Annotated in this window: 15 protein-coding genes; 6 read left to right on the top strand and 9 right to left on the bottom strand. The window is 70.0% G+C overall.

What is annotated here, in order from left to right:
- Window positions 1-32: 32 nt before the first annotated feature.
- From AB0F17_RS41295 to AB0F17_RS41305, 3 genes are all read right to left on the bottom strand, one after another.
- Window positions 33-1,283, bottom strand: a complete 1,251-nt coding sequence (locus AB0F17_RS41295; protein ID WP_358034715.1) for a histidine kinase — start codon at window positions 1,281-1,283, stop codon at window positions 33-35.
- Window positions 1,283-1,771 (bottom strand): hypothetical protein, encoded by a 489-nt coding sequence (locus tag AB0F17_RS41300; RefSeq protein ID WP_358034717.1) that lies wholly within the window; start codon window positions 1,769-1,771, stop codon window positions 1,283-1,285. Before AB0F17_RS41300 ends, AB0F17_RS41295 begins: the two co-directional genes overlap by 1 nt.
- A 267-nt stretch (window positions 1,772-2,038) precedes the next feature.
- A complete protein-coding gene (locus tag AB0F17_RS41305; protein WP_358034721.1) occupies window positions 2,039-3,286 on the bottom strand; it encodes a glycoside hydrolase family 18 protein in 1,248 nt (415 codons plus the stop codon).
- A 92-nt stretch (window positions 3,287-3,378) separates the two neighbouring features.
- Here AB0F17_RS41305 and hemW point away from each other — a divergent pair, with 92 nt between their 5' ends.
- Window positions 3,379-4,599, top strand: coding sequence for a radical SAM family heme chaperone HemW (gene hemW / locus AB0F17_RS41310; protein ID WP_358034724.1), 1,221 nt, complete (start codon window positions 3,379-3,381; stop codon window positions 4,597-4,599).
- 9 nt (window positions 4,600-4,608) lie between these two features.
- Here hemW and AB0F17_RS41315 read toward each other — a convergent pair whose 3' ends face one another.
- Genes AB0F17_RS41315 through AB0F17_RS41325 form a run of 3 tightly spaced genes read right to left on the bottom strand, consistent with a single transcriptional unit; the run spans window position 4,609 to window position 6,988 of the window.
- A complete protein-coding gene (locus tag AB0F17_RS41315) occupies window positions 4,609-5,349 on the bottom strand; it encodes a DUF4870 domain-containing protein (protein ID WP_358034726.1) in 741 nt (246 codons plus the stop codon).
- Window positions 5,346-6,155, bottom strand: a complete 810-nt coding sequence (locus AB0F17_RS41320) for a DUF3097 domain-containing protein (RefSeq protein ID WP_358034729.1) — start codon at window positions 6,153-6,155, stop codon at window positions 5,346-5,348. The genes AB0F17_RS41315 and AB0F17_RS41320 overlap by 4 nt, the downstream gene beginning before the upstream one ends.
- A 17-nt stretch (window positions 6,156-6,172) precedes the next feature.
- Window positions 6,173-6,988 carry a hypothetical protein gene (locus AB0F17_RS41325; protein WP_358034732.1) on the bottom strand — a complete coding sequence of 272 codons (816 nt, stop codon included), beginning with the start codon at window positions 6,986-6,988 and terminating at the stop codon, window positions 6,173-6,175.
- A gap of 144 nt (window positions 6,989-7,132) precedes the next feature.
- Between AB0F17_RS41325 and hrcA the strand changes: the two genes are divergently transcribed.
- Together hrcA and dnaJ are read left to right on the top strand one after the other, a co-directional pair.
- Window positions 7,133-8,146 carry a heat-inducible transcriptional repressor HrcA gene (gene hrcA / locus AB0F17_RS41330; protein ID WP_214638424.1) on the top strand — a complete coding sequence of 338 codons (1,014 nt, stop codon included), beginning with the start codon at window positions 7,133-7,135 and terminating at the stop codon, window positions 8,144-8,146.
- An 11-nt stretch (window positions 8,147-8,157) separates the two neighbouring features.
- A complete protein-coding gene (gene dnaJ / locus AB0F17_RS41335; RefSeq protein ID WP_358034735.1) occupies window positions 8,158-9,297 on the top strand; it encodes a molecular chaperone DnaJ in 1,140 nt (379 codons plus the stop codon).
- On the opposite strand, the gene AB0F17_RS41340 is transcribed toward dnaJ, so the two are convergent.
- Window positions 9,284-9,937 carry an ATP-binding protein gene (locus AB0F17_RS41340; RefSeq protein WP_358034737.1) on the bottom strand — a complete coding sequence of 218 codons (654 nt, stop codon included), beginning with the start codon at window positions 9,935-9,937 and terminating at the stop codon, window positions 9,284-9,286. The two genes, dnaJ and AB0F17_RS41340, sit on opposite strands and share 14 nt — an antisense overlap.
- A gap of 109 nt (window positions 9,938-10,046) precedes the next feature.
- Between AB0F17_RS41340 and AB0F17_RS41345 the strand changes: the two genes are divergently transcribed.
- Window positions 10,047-10,781 (top strand): 16S rRNA (uracil(1498)-N(3))-methyltransferase, encoded by a 735-nt coding sequence (locus AB0F17_RS41345; protein WP_358034739.1) that lies wholly within the window; start codon window positions 10,047-10,049, stop codon window positions 10,779-10,781.
- Window positions 10,782-10,872: 91 nt separating this feature from the next.
- Here the strand turns inward: AB0F17_RS41345 and AB0F17_RS41350 are convergent, their stop codons facing one another.
- Window positions 10,873-11,523 (bottom strand): hypothetical protein, encoded by a 651-nt coding sequence (locus tag AB0F17_RS41350; protein ID WP_358034742.1) that lies wholly within the window; start codon window positions 11,521-11,523, stop codon window positions 10,873-10,875.
- A complete protein-coding gene (locus AB0F17_RS41355; protein WP_214638568.1) occupies window positions 11,520-11,999 on the bottom strand; it encodes a SigE family RNA polymerase sigma factor in 480 nt (159 codons plus the stop codon). The genes AB0F17_RS41350 and AB0F17_RS41355 overlap by 4 nt, the downstream gene beginning before the upstream one ends.
- Window positions 12,000-12,293: 294 nt before the next feature.
- On the opposite strand from AB0F17_RS41355, the gene AB0F17_RS41360 reads away from it, so the two are divergent.
- Window positions 12,294-14,366 carry a vWA domain-containing protein gene (locus AB0F17_RS41360; protein WP_358034744.1) on the top strand — a complete coding sequence of 691 codons (2,073 nt, stop codon included), beginning with the start codon at window positions 12,294-12,296 and terminating at the stop codon, window positions 14,364-14,366.
- On the top strand, window positions 14,348-15,667 hold the full coding sequence (locus AB0F17_RS41365; RefSeq protein WP_358034747.1) for an extracellular solute-binding protein: 1,320 nt from the start codon (window positions 14,348-14,350) through the stop codon (window positions 15,665-15,667). Before AB0F17_RS41360 ends, AB0F17_RS41365 begins: the two co-directional genes overlap by 19 nt.
- The last annotated feature ends 3 nt before the right edge of the window (window positions 15,668-15,670 follow it).

A 15,670-nucleotide genomic window follows, 5' to 3' on the forward strand; every position in this document is an offset into this window, starting at 1 on the left:
GAAGCCGCCGTTCGTCTCATCCGCACACAGGCTCATGCTGGGACCCACAAATGGACTTGGAAACCGTCGGTCGTCTCGCCCGCTGACAGGGTGCCGCCGAGAAGCTCGGCTCGTTCGCGCATGCCCACGAGGCCATATCCTCCCCCAGGTGTGCCCGGCTCCGCGCTGGCCGGGTTGGTGATGCGCAGGTCGCATGAGCCGGGCTCGTACACCAGCCTGACCGTGGCCGGAGAGCCGGGCGCGTGCCGCCGTACGTTCGTCAGAGCCTCCTGGGCCGTGCGCAGCAGGGCGAGCTCCGTCTCCGGGGGTAGACGGTGTTCCACGCCCGAGATGTGCAGCGAGCACGCCCGATCGGTGGTCGCCTGGAAATCGTCCGCCAGCGTTCGCAGCGCCTGTGGAAGGGCGGGGGAGTCTTCGCGCAGGGCCGACACCGCCCGCCGGGCCTCCTCCAGCCCGGATTTGGCCAGGTCGCGGGCGCGGACCACACGGTCGAGTGCTTCGTTGGTCTTGTCCGCGCGGAGCAGCAGCTTGGCGCCCTCCAGGTGCACGAGCTGCGCCGACAGCGAGTGGGCGAGGATGTCGTGGATCTCTCTGGCGATCCGCGCCCTCTCCGCGAGTATGTCCTCACGGGCCTCGGCGGCTCTGGCCGCGCGGCGTTCCTTGATCGAGTACGCCACCAGGAACACCAGGCAGACGCTGAGAATGAGGCTCAGATCGCGATCCAGCCGCCCGTAGATCGCCCCCTCCACAAGCAGACTGCCGATGGCCAGGACTCCGATCGGCACCGAGTGACGCAGTGGCAACCGGGCCGCCGCCGTACCGAGGCAGTAGAGCAGTACGGCGAGCGCCGGGCCGCCGTCGACCACGGCGTCGAGGGTGATCGCGAGAGCGACCGACAATCCGAGAGCGACCGCCATGACAGGCACCCGAGACCTGGCCGCTGCGGTGGACGCTTGGGACGCGATCGCTCTGACGGACCGGCGGGACGTGATCGCGATGCGGGACACGCGGGACGTGATCGCTCGGTCCAGCCGGGGTCGGGGCGGTGGTTGGGCCGGCGAGGGCCCTGGGGCCTTGCGGTCCTGTTGGAGTGCGGACGCCTTGCGGGCCAGGGGGAACTGGACGACGAGCAGCGTGATCACTATGGCCGAGGTCAGTGCGGTGACCGTCAGGCTGGTGCCGGTCAATCCGAGCGTGGGCTTGGCCCGCACTTGTGCCCACACGAACACCACGATCACCCCCAATCGCAGCGCGAAGGGGGCGATCTTTGACGGGTCGGGCATCACTCCACGAAGCTATCCGCCCGCACGGTCGTACCGGAAAGGGCGCGGCCACGACGGGCGACGAGGAGGGCCTGAGTGCCGATGGTCAAGCCGATGAAGAACAGGAGGCCGGAGGTCGAGACGGGCAGGCCGAGGGCGGCGCCGGCGAAGTAGAGGCCCACGCGGCTCGCGAGCGAGGCCAGCCAGGCCAGAAGGGTCAAGGGGGTGGCTTTCGACCAGGTCACTCCGGCCTCGTCCATCCAGACGCGTACGGTCGCGGCACGGATGGCGCCGAAGACCACGGCGGCGACGGCCTCCACGACCCCCAGGGCCAGGCTGAGAGCCAGGTGGTCGCCGTCGATGAGGCCGCCGGTGAATACGCCGAGCACGATCATGGCGGCGGAAACGTAGACGATGCCGTTCCTGGCCGTGGGGCGGGTCATCATCTGCCGGTAAACGATGAAGACGGCGGCGGCGAGGATGAGCAGGGCGCTCTGTGTGGGCTCCATGGGCTTGACGGTAGGGAGGGAGGATGTGGCTGCGGATCGGACTGGGGGTTGAGTCGTGGATCTCCACCCTGGGGTGGAGGCACCTCCGCCGGATGGGTGGTGTGCGGGCGCTGCAGGAAACACGCCCGCACACCACGATCATCCGGCCCCGGATCACTCGGCCCAGAATCGGGCTGGTGACTGCGATAGGGCGGCCCGGATCGGGCGGCTCCGCATCACGTGGTCACCTGGTTCCGTGGTCACCTGGTTCCGTGAGCAGTGTCGTGATCATCGCAGTATCGAGTACAGCGCCGACGTGAGCGAGGCCCGGGAGTCGTCCTCGTCGATTGACCACATCATCGACCCGCCCAGCCCCTTGAGCCGGATGTAGGCCGCCTTCTGCAGCATCACCTTCGGATCGTCGTACGACCAGAACTCGTTCCCGTCGTACAGCCACAACGTCCCCGTGCGCAGGTCCCGATACCGCTTGCCGGGCTTGGTCACCAGGTCCTTGTAGTCCTCCGTCCCCGCCCCCCACTTGCCGGGTGCCGGGCCGGTGGCGGGCTTGTAGAGGCCGTCGCCGCCGGCCGTCACCCCGGTCCAGCCCTGGCCGTACGCGGGAACGCCGACCACGATCTTGTTCGCGGGCGCGCCGCGTGACAGGTAGTCGCTCACGGTCTGGTCGACGCTGTACCGGGTCGGGTTCGGGTCACGCCGGTCCGTCAGCAGGTTGCCGTTGTGGCCGGTCTGGAGCTCCCAGCTGCCTCGCAGGTCGTATCCCTGGACGGTGGCGAAGTCGAGCTGCCTGAACACCTGCCGCACCTCGAACCCGGCGTCGATCTTGGCAGTCGCAGCCGGCAGGAAGGCCGTCAGCTGCGATGACGCGGAGAACGCCCGCAGTCGCGACCGCAGTTCCGTCACGAAGAGGGTGAAGTTTCGCTTGTCCTCGGGCCGGATGACGTTCCCGTCGGCGCCGGACGAAGCGGGCCATTCCCAGTCGATGTCGATGCCATCGAACACCCCGGCCCCGGAGCCCGCCGCCAGCCCCGGCAGGTCGCCGCGCAGCCACAGGTCGACGCACGACTGCGCCAGTTTGGCGCGGGACTCGGGGGTGAGTACGGCGTCGGAGAAGTAGCGGGAGCCGGTCCAGCCGCCCAGCGAGATCAGCACCTTCAACTCCGGGTGCTTGGCTTTGAGCTTGCGTAGCTGGTTGAGGTTGCCGTTCAGGGCCTGCCCGGGCGCGTCGGCCACGCCGTCCACGCTCTGCTCGGCGGGCACCGGGCGCTGCCAGTCCGCCCAGGGGTCGGCCGAGTAGCAGGTTCCCTCAGCGTTGACGAAGCCGAAGGCGTAGTTGAGGTGCGTCAGCTTGGCGGCGGCGCCGCTGGCCTCGACGTCCTTGACGTGGTAGTTGCGGCCGTAGACGCCCCACTGGACGAAGTAGGCGACGCGCTTGAAGCCGGTATGCGCTTCGGCCGGCACCGCGATCGCCGAGAGGCCGAGGAGGAGTGAGAGCGAGATCAGGAGCTTTTTCTTCACCAGCTGTCCCCAGATAGGAAACTTTCCTAATAATTTCTCGGATCGTAGGGCCGCTGGACCTGGCAGTCAATGGCAGCGGGCACACTGGAGGCGTGCCATCCACTCTGCCCGACGGCGACGCCGCGCCCCCGTCCGGCGACCTGCCCGAGAGCGCGCTACGCGGCCTCGGCGAGCGTCCGTTCGGCTTCTACGTGCACGTCCCGTTCTGCGTGACCCGCTGCGGCTACTGCGACTTCAACACCTACACCGCCGCCGAGCTGGGCCCCGGTGCGTCGCATCGCGACTACGCCGACACGGCCATCGAGGAGGTACGGCTGGCGCGACGCGTCCTCGGTGACGTGGAGCTCCCGGTCGAGACGGTGTTCTTCGGCGGCGGCACGCCCACCCTGCTGCCCGCGGAAGACCTGGGCCGGATCCTCGGCGCGATCGACGCGGAGTTCGGGCTCATGGCGGGCGCCGAGGTGACCACGGAGGCCAACCCCGAGTCGGTCGACCCGGCCTACCTCGGCAGGCTGCTGGACGGCGGCTTCAACCGGGTCAGCTTCGGCATGCAGAGCGCCAGGGAGCACGTGCTCAAGGTTCTCGACCGGCAGCACACGCCGGGCCGGGCGGCGCAGGCCGTACAAGAAGCCAGGAAGGCGGGCTTCGAGCACGTCAACCTGGATCTGATCTACAGCACGCCCGGAGAGTCGGACGACGACTGGCGGGCGTCGCTGGAGGCGGCGATCGCCGCCGAGCCCGACCACGTCTCCGCCTACTCGCTGATCGTGGAGGAGGGCACGCGGCTGGCCGCCCGGATCAGGCGCGGCGAGCTGCCGATGCCCGACGACGACGTGGCCGCCGACCGCTACCAGATCGCCGACACGCTGCTGGCGCAGGCCGGGTTCCGCTGGTACGAGGTGTCCAACTGGGCCACCGACGACGACGCGCGGTGCCGGCACAACCTGCTCTACTGGACCGGCGGCGACTGGTGGGCGGCCGGCCCCGGCGCGCACAGCCACGTGGGCGGCACCCGCTGGTGGAACGTCAAGCACCCAGCCGCCTACGCGCAGCGCCTGGCCGCGGGCGCCTCACCCGCGCACGCGCGCGAAGTGCTCGCGGACGACGACCGCGACGCCGAGCGCCTGATGCTGGAGCTCCGGCTGTCGTCCGGCTATCCGCTCGCCGACGTCGTTCCGGGCGCGCGTACGGCCGTCGCGGCGGCGCTGGGCGGCGGGCTGCTGGAGCCGGAGCCGTTCAAGGCGGGCCGGCTGGTCCTCACCCTGCGCGGGCGGCTTCTGGCCGACGCTCTCGTACGCGATCTGCTGGGCTGAGACCGATGCTCAACTGACCATGCGGATGGAGATCGGGTAGCGGTAGTTCTCGCCCTTGTTGGCGGCGAGGGCGGCCTGGATGTGGAAGATCAGCGACACGATCCAGATGATCGGGAACAGGAAGATCCCGATGATGATGATGGTGAGCGCGCCCGCGATGATGTAGCCGATGAACATCGTGATCTGGAAGTTCAGCGCCTCGGCCGACTGGTCGCGGACATAGGGCGACTCGTCCCGCTTCATCAGGTAGATGATCAGCGGACCGATCCACGAGACGAGCAGGCCGAGCAGGTGGGCCAGCATGGCCATCGTGGTGTCGTCGCTGCCCGGACGCGGACCGTAGACGCCGGGGACGTGCGGCGGACGCTGCTGTGGGCCCGCGTAGCCGTACCCGGGCTGCTGGTAGCCGGGCGGCGGCGTGGGCGGCTGTCCGTAGGCGTAACCGCCCTGTGGGCCGGAGCCATAACCGGGACCGGCACCAAAACCGGGCCCGGCACCGGTTCCAGGGCCGGGACCATAGCCGGGCCCGGCGCCAGATCCAGGTTCAGGACCGTAACCGGGCGCGGGACCAGACCCAGGCCCGGGACCATAACCGGGCTGAGCGCCATATCCGGGCTGTGACCCGTCCCCCGGCTGCGAGCCGGGCTGAGCGCCATACCCCGGTTGCGGGGGTTCGGGGTTGATGTCCGACTGCGAGATGCGCCGTGTGGCGTCGTCGTCCGACGGTTGCTGCGGGGGATCCTGGCTCATGACGCCTCCGTAACGAAGTCGATCAGTTCCTCGACCCGGCCGAGCAGCTCGGGCTCCAAGTCTGTGTAAGCCGACACGGCGCCGAGGATCCGCCGCCACGCGTCGGCCGGCTCCACCCGCCAGCCCAGGGCGGTGATCACGCCTTCCTTCCACGGCACCCCGCGCGGTACGTCCGGCCAGGCCGGGATCCGCACCACGGAGGGCTTGACCGCCTGCCAGATGTCCACGTACGGATGTCCCACGACGAGCACGTGGGGCGAGGTCACCTGAGCGGCGATCCGGCTCTCCTTGGAGCCCGGGACGAGATGGTCGACCAGCACACCCAGCCTACGTCCCGGCGAAGGGCCGAACTCGGCCACGATCGCGGGCAGGTCGTCGACGCCCTCCAGGTACTCGACCACGACGCCCTCCACCCGGAGGTCGTGGCCCCAGATCTTCTCGACGAGGGCGGCGTCGTGCACGCCTTCCACGTAGATGCGGCTCTCCTTGGCCACCCTGGCCCGCAGCCCCTCCACGGCTATCGAGCCGGACGCGGTACGCCTGGGCCCGGCGGCGTCCGTGGCGGCCGGCCGTACGAGCGTCACGACCTTGCCGTCCAGCAGGAACGCGGCGGGCGCGAACGGGAACAGGCGGCGTTTGCCGAAGCGGTCCTCCAGCGTGACGGCCTCCTTGTCGCAGGCCACCACGGCACCGCAGAAGCCGCTCTCGGCGTCCTCCACGACCAGATCGAGTTCGGCGGGCACTTGAGGGATCTTGCCCTTGCCCGGCCGCCGCCAATTCCCCGCGAGAACATCACCCTCGTACACACGGGGACCGTAGCAAATCACCCGCCCGACGCAAGGCGCTTGCGGTGAGAGCTCCGGCGGGTCACGACCATGATCGTCGTGATGATGGCGGCCAGCACGCCCAGCCCCGGGATGACCACCAGCGCCGCCACGCCGCCCACCAGGCCGCCCGCGGAGGCCAAGAGGTCGCGGCCGACGCCGAAGCGCGCGTTCGCCTGCTCCTGGGTCGCGCAGGTGAGCTGGTAGTCGCCCTTGGCCGGCGCGTTGACCACGAGGATGAGCTGCCACTTGGTGGCGCCCTCGGAGACGCTCTCGGTGCCGGAGACCTTGGCGAGTTTGGCCTGGCCGGAGCCGCCGTCGATCCGGCACGTGTAATGGACCGGGCTCGTACTGGACAGGTACACCACCGGCTTGTCCGCCGGGTCCAGGGGCACGGTGACGCTCTCGCCCGCCGCGAACGTCTTGGACGGAGCCGCCGCGCTCACCGTGTTGAAGACGCCGCCCACGAACAATCCCACCCCGGCCAGCACGCTGAGCAGGGCCACCCCCCAGACGACCGCGATCCACCGCATCCGCGGCCTGATCTGCTTCGGGTCCACCTGCGGGCCGAACCGCTGCGGCTGCCCGTAGGGTCCCGGCTGGTACGGCTGCCCGTAGGGGCCGGTCTGGTAGGGCTGCTGGCCGTACTGAGGCTGGCCGTACTGAGGTTGACCGTATTGCGGCTGACCGTATGGGGGCGGTGGCGGAGGGCCGTACTGGGGAGGCTGGCCCTGGTCGTACTGGGGAGGCTGACCCTGGTAAGGACCCTGGCCCGGCGGCGGACCGTAGGAGGGGGGCTGGGAATCGTCGGTCATATCGGCCAGTGTGGGCCCTATGGGCGGCCACTCGCTAGCACCGGCGTTATCGCACCTTGTGGGCGAGAGCCGTACACTTGGCACTCGGGAACACAGAGTGCTAGACCTGTCGTTTCTTGAAAGGCACAGGTAGGAGGTGAGCGCGTGCTCGACGATAGAAAGCTGGCGGTGCTCCGCGCCATTGTCGAAGACTACGTGTCCACCAACGAGCCGGTGGGCTCCAGAGCCCTCGCCGAACGCCACAACCTGAAGGTCTCCCCGGCGACGGTCAGGAACGACATGGCCGCGCTGGAGGAGGAGGGCTACATCACCCAGCCGCACACCAGCGCGGGCCGGGTGCCGACGGACAAGGGCTATCGCCTGTTCGTCGACCGGCTCTCGCAGGTCAAGCCGCTCTCCGGGGCGGAGCGACGGGCGATCGAGACGTTCCTCGCGGGCGCGGTCGACCTCGACGACGTGGTCACCCGCACGGTGCGGCTGCTCGCGCAGCTCACCAGGCAGGTCGCGGTCGTGCAATACCCGACGCTGACCCGCTCGACGGTCCGGCACGTCGAGCTCGTGCCGTTGCACGACCGGCGGATCATGCTCGTGCTGATCACCAACACGGGCCGCGTCGAGCAGCGCGTGGTCGAGCTGCCCGAGGTGGTGGAGGACACCCGCATCGCGCACCTGCGTGCGGTGCTCAACGCCTGCCTCGACGGCTGCGGCCTGGTCAACGTGCCCGAGTTGGTCGCCGACCTGCCGGAGCGACTGCCTGTCGAGGACCGCCCGGTGGTGGCCACGATCCTGTCGGTGCTGCTCGAGACGCTCGTCGAGCGCCACGACGAGAAGATCGTGTTCGCCGGTGCGGCCAACCTCGCCGGGGCCGACTTCTCGACCGGGCTGCGCGACGTGCTCGAAGCACTGGAGGAGCAGGTCGTGCTCATGCGACTGCTCGGCGAGACTTCCACAGACACCCCGTCCACGCTCACCGTGCGCATCGGTTCGGAGAACCCGTTCCTCCGTGGCACGTCGATCGTCGCAACCGGATACGGTTCTGGTGACAACGAACTGGCCCGGCTCGGCGTGCTGGGTCCCACGAGGATGGACTACCCCGTGACGATGGGCGCCGTGCGCGCGGTGGCACGCTACGTCAGCCAAATCCTGGCTGCATCATAAGAGGTCGATAAGTGGCAAACAGCGACTACTACGCCACCCTCGGGGTGCGCCGTGACGCTAGTCAGGAAGAGATCAAGAAGGCCTACCGCAGGCTGGCCCGCGAGCTCCACCCCGACGTGAATCCGGACCCCACGACCCAGGAGCGGTTCAAGGAGATCACGCAGGCCTACGAGGTCCTGTCCGACGCCAACAAGCGTCAGATGTACGACCTGGGTGGCGACCCCTTCGGTGGCGCGGCGGCGGGCCAGGGCGCGGCCGGCTTCGGCGCGGGCTTCCCGTTCAGCGACATCATGGACGCCTTCTTCGGCACTGCCGGCGGCGCCCGCGGGCCCCGCTCGCGGGCCAGGAGAGGGCGCAACGCGACCATCCGCGTCGAGCTCGACCTGAGCGAGACCGCGTTCGGCACCACCCGCGAGCTGGTCGTCGACACGGCCGTGCTCTGCGAGGTCTGCCAGGGCGCGGGCGCCGCGGCGGGCACCCACCCCGACACTTGTGACATGTGCAACGGGCGGGGCGAGATCTCCCAGGTCACCCGGTCGTTCCTGGGCCAGGTCATGACCTCCAGGCCGTGCCCCCAGTGTGGCGGCTTCGGGACGATCATCCGGCACCCGTGCCAGGAGTGCTCGGGTGACGGTCGCGTGCGCACCCGCCGTACGATCAAGGTCCGCATCCCCGCGGGCGTCGAGGACGGCACGCACATCCAGCTCGCCGGCGAGGGTGAGATCGGCCCCGGCGGCGGCCCGCCCGGAGACCTCTTCCTGGAGATCGTCGAGCGCCCGCACGAGATCTTCGAGCGGCGTGGCGACGACCTGCACTGCACGGTCCAGATCCCGATGACGGCCGCCGCGCTCGGCACCAACCTCGCCGTGGAGACGCTCGACGGCTCCGAGGAGGTCGACGTGCGGCCGGGCACGCAGTCGGGCCAGGTCATCACGATGTACGGCAGGGGCGTGCAGCGGCTCAACGAGACGGGCCGCGGTGACCTGCTCATCCACGTCAACGTGGAGACCCCCCTGCGGCTCGACGAGGCGCAGGAGGAGCTGCTGCGCGAGCTGGCCAAGCAACGCGGAGAGGAGCGGCCGCCCGGTAAGTTCGCCCCGGGGACACAGGGGTTCTTCTCGCGGCTGAGAGACGCGTTCAACGGCCGCTGACCCGTCGTGGCACCAGTAGCTTGCGCGGGAGGGCCACCCGGGCGGTGATGCCGTGTGGCGGCGATGCGTCGAGCCACACGCGCGCGCCGAGCCGCTCGGCGAGCCTGCCGACCACGTAGTGGCCGAGATAGCGGGTGGGAGCGGCGAAGAAGCGCCGCTCGCCGCGTAGCCGGGCGTTGGCGGCGGCGCGCTCTCCCTCGGTCATGCCCACACCCTGGTCGACGATCGCGATGTGACACTCGCCCTCCCGGGTGCTGGCCCGGATCTCCACCTCGGTGTCGGGGGCCGAGCAGGTCAGCGCGTTGTCGACCAGCTCGGTCACCAGGTGCGCGATCTCCGCGACGGCCGTGCCCCTGACCAGCGCGTCGTCGACCTCGCCCAGCACCGCGCGGCCCGACCCGGCCGCGGTCAGCGCCGAGCGGAGCACATCGCGTACGGCGACGGGATCGGGCGGGCGGCCGGCGGCGAGACGATGGGGCCCCTCCGATCCGGGACCTGCCGGGTCGGGGGCTTTGCCGGCGAGCCGGCGCGGCGCCGAGCGGGCGATCGTGGCAGGGACGGTGAGCAGGACGGTCAGCCGGGCCTTCAGCGCGCACGGCCAGCGCCGCGCGCGACGGGTGTTCCTGGACGGAACGGTCATCGCTACTGACCCCTCGTAGAGTGACGTCAGGAAGGTGCGATCTCGGCCAACCTTAATCGTTTCGTGATCGCTTGACTACTCAACGTGAAAAACTTTGGGGTGATCGCCGGTGACCGTGCCGGTTTTCCTGGTCCTCGGCCTCGCCGACCTCGGCGGGCCGGAGCTGGTCCTCGACGGCTCCGAGGGGCGCCACGCGGCCTCCGTCCGGCGCCTGCGCGTGGGCGAGCGGCTCGACCTGACGGACGGAGCCGGTGCGGTCGCCGAGTGCGTGGTGCGTGAGGCGCTGAAGGACGCGCTCAGGCTCGACGTGCTCGGCCGCTACGAGGTGCCGCCCCCTGAGCCCAGGCTGGTCGTCGTCCAAGGGCTGCCCAAGGGCGACAGGGGCGAGCTGGCCGTCGAGATGATGACCGAGGCGGGCGTCGACGTGATCGTGCCCTGGGCGGCGGCTCGCAGCGTCACCCAGTGGAAGGGCGACAGGGCGGCCAAGTCGCTGGCCAAGTGGCGTTCGACGGCCCGCGAGGCGGGCAAGCAGGCGCGCAGGTTCCACCTGCCGGAAGTGGCCGAGCCGGTGTCCACGGCCGGGGTCGAGGCGCTGCTCGGCGGGGCGGCGCTCGGGCTGGTGCTGCACGAGGAGGCGGCCGAGCCGCTGTCGGGCGTGGCGTTGCCCGCCGGGGGCGACATCGTCGTCGTGGTGGGGCCCGAGGGGGGTGTCTCGGACGAGGAGCTGGCCGGGTTCAGGGCGGCGAAGGCGGTGCCGGTGCTGCTCGGCCCGACGGTGCTGCGTACCTCGACGGCGGGGGTGGCGGCGGCGGCCGTACTCCTGGCCCGGACCGGTCGCTGGTGAGGTCGCGCGCACGGGCCGAACGAGAGTGAATCCGCCGAAACGGACCGGTCGCTGGTGAGGGGGATCGTCCCGCCGGCGTGCTCTCAGTCGCTCACGGGGTGGAGACAGGGGTGTCGCCGAGTGGGCTGGCGAAGGTGTTCGGGGTCGTGTCGAGGTCGTCGGGCGGGCACTCCTCGGCCGGGCAGGTCGCGGCGGGCGTGCTCGTCTCCGACGCGGACGGCGTCGGGGTGGGTGTCGCCTCGTCCGTGGGGCAGTCCTCCGGCGGCTGCTCCTCGGTAGGGGTCGGGCACTTGGTCGGCGTGGGCGTCGGTGTCGGCGTCGCCTTGGGCGTCGGCTTGCTGGTGGACCTGGCGGTCTCCGAGGCGGGCAAGGGCGCGGAGGTGACGGGGCCGGGCACCACGGCAGGGGGATCGTCCGGCGGCCGGGTCGGCTTGGGTGAGGCCGGCCGGCTGGTCGAGGAGTTGGCCGGCGGCTTGGACGTGGAGTTGCCCAAGGGCTCGATGGTGTCCTGCTGCATGACCTTGTGCCGCAGGTCGGGGACGACCATCACGATCGTGCCCGCCACCAGCACCGCGCTGGCGGCGGCGGCGCCTGCTCGCCACCAGAACAGGTTGCGCACCCCGCGCCGCTCGATGCGGGCGCGGATGATCTCCAGTCCTTCCGGCGAGGGCACGACCGTGTCCGCCTCCGCGCGGAGCACACGGCGCAGGACGTCGCCGTACTCGTCGGGGGACTGGGTCATGACATTTTCTCCAGGACGGATCGCAAGGCGGCCATGCCACGAGCTGTGTGGCTCTTGACCGCACCCTTGCTGATGCCCATGGCGTGGGCGATCTCAGCCTCGGACAGATCACCGTAGTAGCGAAGGACGAGTGCCTCTCTCTGACGTGTTGGCAGGGACCTTAGCGCTTCGATGACGGCGGTGCGTTCGAGCTCGCCGATCGCGCCGTTCTCGGCGCTCGGAGCATCGGGCAGGCCCTTGGGCGCGTACTTCTCGACGACCGCGCGGTGACGCAGCACGGAACGGGACCGGTTGACGACGGATTGCCGCAGGTAGGCAAGTGCTTTGTCGGGATCGCGCAGTCTACGCCAGGCGCCATGGATGGCGACGAACGTGTCCTGCACGACTTCTTCCGCGGTTGCCATGTCTCGCACCAGCAACACGGCGAGACGAACTAATGACCGAAAATGCGCGCTGTAAAGCGCGGTCACGGCCATGTCGGCGTCCCACCCGACCGGCACCGCCCCCAGCGACCTGTCGGCCAAGAGGGTTTCGGTGGTCACATCATTGGGACGCGCGGCCTTCCCAGAGGGTTTACGCTCTTGCGGTTCCTTAGGGGGCATTACCCAGTCGTGTCCTCGCCAGGTGGCCTCGCCCGACCCTGAATCGTCTTATTTTTCGGCAGTCTTGCACACTAACCCTAACCGCGTGGATCTTCAGAAGCACGGCACGGAGGATTACCGATTCGCAACGGAGACAGGGGATTCCGTCCGATCTAGGATCAGGGCAGGATGTCGGACTCCGAGTCGGACCACGAGGCTGCCTCTGAGGGCACCTCTGAGGCCGCCCCTGACAAAGGACGGGGGGAGCGGCTCAAGCTCGTTGCCGCCATCGTGACGCCGCTCTGGGCCTTTCTGGGGGCTGTCGCGGCGCCGCTGCTGGGCGTGGGTGCGATCGGGTTAGGGGTGTTCACCGCGGTCGCCGTGGTGATCGTGATCCTGACCGCTGTCGTGGCGGTGGTCCTGCTCCCTGCCCCGACCGGCCAAATCAAGGAGCCCGTGGCCCCGCGCAGCAGCAAGCTCAGGGCGTTTTCCGACCGGGTGCGGCAGTTGATCGTGTCCCCCGGCAAGCACATCCCGAAGGGGGTCAGGGAGCGGGTGGGCTCCCTGACGACGGGGGCGTTCGGATTCGTCGCCGGGGTGCTCGCGGTCGTGCTCGTGCTGGCCGGTACGTCGGCGGTGCGGCTCGGGGTGGGCTGGGTGACCTCCAGCCCCTGCGACCAGCCGTTGGAGCTGCGCGTGCTCACCTCGGCCGAGAACGTGGAGGCGCTGCTGCAGGCGGGCCGCCGCTACGCCCGCGAGAGCGCCGACCTGCGCGGCTGCCCGTACGTGCGGTTCTCCGTGACAGCCCAGCCGCCGCTCGCCACCATGGCCCGGGCGGCCAACAGGGACTGGAACGACTCCGCCTCCTGGAACGGCAAGGACTACCGCGCGCTGATCGCGCTTCACCCCGACATCTGGATCGCCTCCAGCGCGGCCACCGCGGACTACCTCGGCCGGGCCTTCGCCAACCTCGGGCAGGTCAGGTTCGACAGGATGTCCCCGGTGGCCACCTCCGCACTGGTGGTCGCGTTCACGCCCACGCTGGAGCGGCTGAGGGGCACGCGGTCCCTGCCCACGAGCCTGCCCGGCCTGCGGAAATGGCTGAAGAACGTCAGGGCGCCCCTAGCCAGGCCGCGCGCCGACCTGTCGGAGATCGGGCTCATGGCGAGCAGCGGGCTCTACGGCCCCGACACCTCGCAGGACGTCGCCGACGAGATCGCCTACACTCCGCCCGACCTGCCGCTCTCCGACGCCGCCGGCCTCCTCTGCCACGCTCGCGACCGCTTCGACGTCAAGAAGGAGCCGCTCGCCATGATCGTGCCCGAGCACCTCGTCTACGCGGTCAACAAGCGTCAGGGCCTGGGCGCCTGTGGCCCGGGTCCCCAGGGCCCGAACCTGTCCTGGTACCCGCTCACCGAACTGCCTGCCCTCAGCTACCCGTTCGTCCGGCTGAAGTGGGCCAACCAGTGGAACGAACGGCGTGAGCGGGCGGCGATCGACTTCCATGACTGGCTCGCCCAGGACAAGCTCTCCGAGTACGGCTACCGCGACTCGGCGGGTGTGTTCCACCGCAACGAGCCCATGCCGCTCGGCAGGACGCTGCCGTCACGGAAGGCGGACAGCGGCGCATCGGCCAAGGACGAGCCGGGCGACCCGATCGCCAGCCTGATCGACCGCCTCGGCAAGGCGCATCCGCAGACTTCGCTGCTCCTGCTGGTCGACGAGTCGGGCTCGATGGACAACCCGATCACGGGCGGCACCGCGCTGCAGACGGCCAGTTCCGGGGCCAAGACCCTGCTCAGACGGCTGCGTGACGGCCCCGACACGGTCCAGCTGGCCACTTTCTCCTCTCCTGGCGGGGTCGGCCAGACCGTGGTGACGGGCATGGACCAGGTGACCAGGCGGCTGGGGACGCTGGCCGTACACGGGAGTGACGCTCCGCTCGGGGATGTGCTGGCGCTGGCGGCGCCCCTGCTCGCGGAAGCCCCGAACCCGGTGATCGTCATGCTGACCGACGGCGGCAGCCAGTCGGGCGACCTCGGCAAGACGGTGGCCGCGCTGGCGAAGGTGCAGGGGCTCAGGATCCGGCTGCTGCTCACCGGCGAGCAGGAGTGCGGCGCGCCGCACATCAAGCGGCTGCTCGCGGCGGTCGGCGAGCTCATCCGATGCGCGCGCATCGGGTCCGACGCCGCGACGCCATACCAGGATCAGGTCGGCGAGGTCGACAAGGAGCTGACGAAGCTGTGGCGGGAGAGCTCGTAACGGCGCCGCGATGGCGGGCCGCTGCCGCAGGCGTGGTGGCGGGGGCACTGTTCACGTTGGGGGCGGTGGTCGTCGCGGACCGGGCGACGCCCGCGGAGGAGTGCGTGGACGATGGCGTGATCAGGGTCGCCACCGGCGACGACGTGAGCGTCGGTGGCGCGCGCAGGGAGCTGATCAGCGGCTGGCAGGACGCGCGCGTCCTGCTGATCGAGATCTCCAGGGTGGCCGATCTCAAGCACGACGAGATGATGGCCGCCGCCCAGGCCGACCCTTGCCAGACCTATGACCTGCTGATCATCGACAGCGCCTCGACGCCCGAGTTCGCCGCCGCCGGCCTGCTCAGCGAGATCAGCCCCGAGGACGTACCGTCCGGTCTGGTGCGGCAGGCGAGCGAGAGCGGTCAGTGGGACGGCAGGCAGTACGCGTTGCCGTTCGCGTTGGACGTGGGCCTGCTGTACCGCAGGGACGAGCGGGTGCCGGAGAGCTGGGACGAGCTCTGGCAGGCGGCGCGCGCCGCCAGGGCCGATTTCCCTAGCGGCGGGTACCTGGCGCAGCTCGACGACTACGAGGGTCAGACTGTGGGCCTGCTCGAACTGCTGAGGGCCGACGGCGCCGCCGTGGTGGACGACGACGGTGAGATCGTGCTCGGTCGGCCGCCCAACAACCGGCTGGCGCTCACCGCGCTGCTGCGGATGCGGCAGGGGCAGCGCGACCAGACACTGGGGGATTCCTGGCAGGACAAGGAGGCGGAGAGTCTGGCCGCCTTCGCCGACGGGGACGCCGGGTACCTGCGGCACTGGCCGTACGCGGATCTGCAGTTGATCTCTGGTGGCAGGGTGCCCTTCCATGTGTCGAAGCTGCCGGGCCCGGCGACGCTCGGCGGCTCGAACCTCGCCATAACCGCCAGATCCAACAAGTACGACAGCGTCCTCAAGTTCGTGAAATTCCTCCTTCGGCCGGACAACCAGCGGTTGCTGTTCGCGTGTGGCGGCTACGCCCCGGTCGTCGAGGCCGCCTACGAGGACGTGCCTGTCTGTCCCAGGGAGGCCGAGGACGGGACGGCCGCCGTACCGTCGGAGAAGGACCTGCGGGAACTGGCGACCGCGATCAAGGACTCGCTGCCGGCGGCCGCGCGGCCCAAACTGGAGCACTACACCCAGTTCAGCGACGTGTTCCGGGCATGCGTGACGAAGTATGTCTCCTCCGTGGAGGATCCGACCCTGGACGACATCGAGCTGATCGCCGAGCGGCTGGAGGCGGCCAAGCTGGGAAGGACGGAGAAGAGCGAGCCCTGTGGGTAAGGT

It is taken from the genome of Nonomuraea sp. NPDC026600, from assembly GCF_040638335.1.
GTDB lineage: Bacteria > Actinomycetota > Actinomycetes > Streptosporangiales > Streptosporangiaceae > Nonomuraea.